General features: G+C 38.2%; 1 protein-coding gene. It reads left to right on the top strand.

Annotated elements, in window-relative coordinates:
• Positions 1–196: 196 nt before the first annotated feature.
• Positions 197–1067: TonB-dependent receptor plug domain-containing protein (locus ACT3RM_RS17970; RefSeq protein WP_444511526.1), on the top strand; the 871-nt coding region annotated here is incomplete at its 3' end.

Genomic DNA, 1067 nt, shown 5'->3' on the forward strand with positions numbered 1-1067 from the left:
AAGCATAAAGACCCTAATTAAACTTTCTATATTTCAATTGCATATAATATTAATCGTAATTTTTCTATAAAAAACCGATAAAATATGTAGCAAAAATGTAATTAAGAATGTATGGTTTGTTATTAGATGACAGCGTTGTCATCTCGCTGGGCAGAAGTGATAGATAAAACCAATAAAATGACTCAAGGGGAATCCTGTGTTAGCTAAAAATTTTAAACAAAGCTTATTAGCAGTAAATATCGGTCTTGTAATGAGTGCCGGGTTCACTGGTGCTGCATACGCAGCTGAAGAAAATCAAGTAAAAAAAGATGTTGAAGTGATTGAAGTACGTGGTATTCGTCGCTCACTCGAAGCTTCAATGAATACTAAACGCTTTTCAAACTCTGTAGTTGATGCTGTAAGTGCTGAAGATATTGGTAAGTTTCCTGATGGTGATGTAGGTGAAGCGTTAGGTCGTATATCTGGTGTTGCTGTAAACCGCCAGTTTGGTCAAGGTCAGCAAGTTTCAATTCGAGGCGCTTCAAGTCAGCTAACTCGTACATTACTTAATGGCCATACGGTCGCTTCTACAGGTTGGTATGACCAGCAATCAATAGATCGTAGCTTTAACTACACATTGCTTCCACCTGAATTAGTAGGCGAAATTGAAGTTTATAAATCATCGCAAGCAGACATTGTTGAAGGTGGTGTTGGCGGTACTGTTATTGTTAACACTCGTAAGCCGTTAGATATTGATGCTGGTACTACTTTCCTAAGTGCTAAAGCAGATTACGGTACTATTTCTGAAGAAACAGATCCGCAAATTTCAGGCTTATTTAGCTGGAAGAATGATGAAGAAACATTTGGTTTCTTAGGCTCAGTTTCATACGCTGAAACTAACTACCAACGTAATGGCATTGAGTCATTAATTGGTTGGGGAGATATTGTTCCGTCTACTTTCCAACAAGAACGAGAGCGCACTGCGTTAAATGCAACTTTCCAGTATCGCCCTACAGATAACTTGGAGCTAGGCCTTAATTTAATTAGCCTTGAGTTAGATGCAAACAATGCGAATACTTCAAACTTCC

The organism is Pseudoalteromonas sp. AOP7-A1-14 (assembly GCF_052376275.1).
In the GTDB taxonomy this organism is placed as follows: Bacteria; Pseudomonadota; Gammaproteobacteria; order Enterobacterales; family Alteromonadaceae; genus Pseudoalteromonas.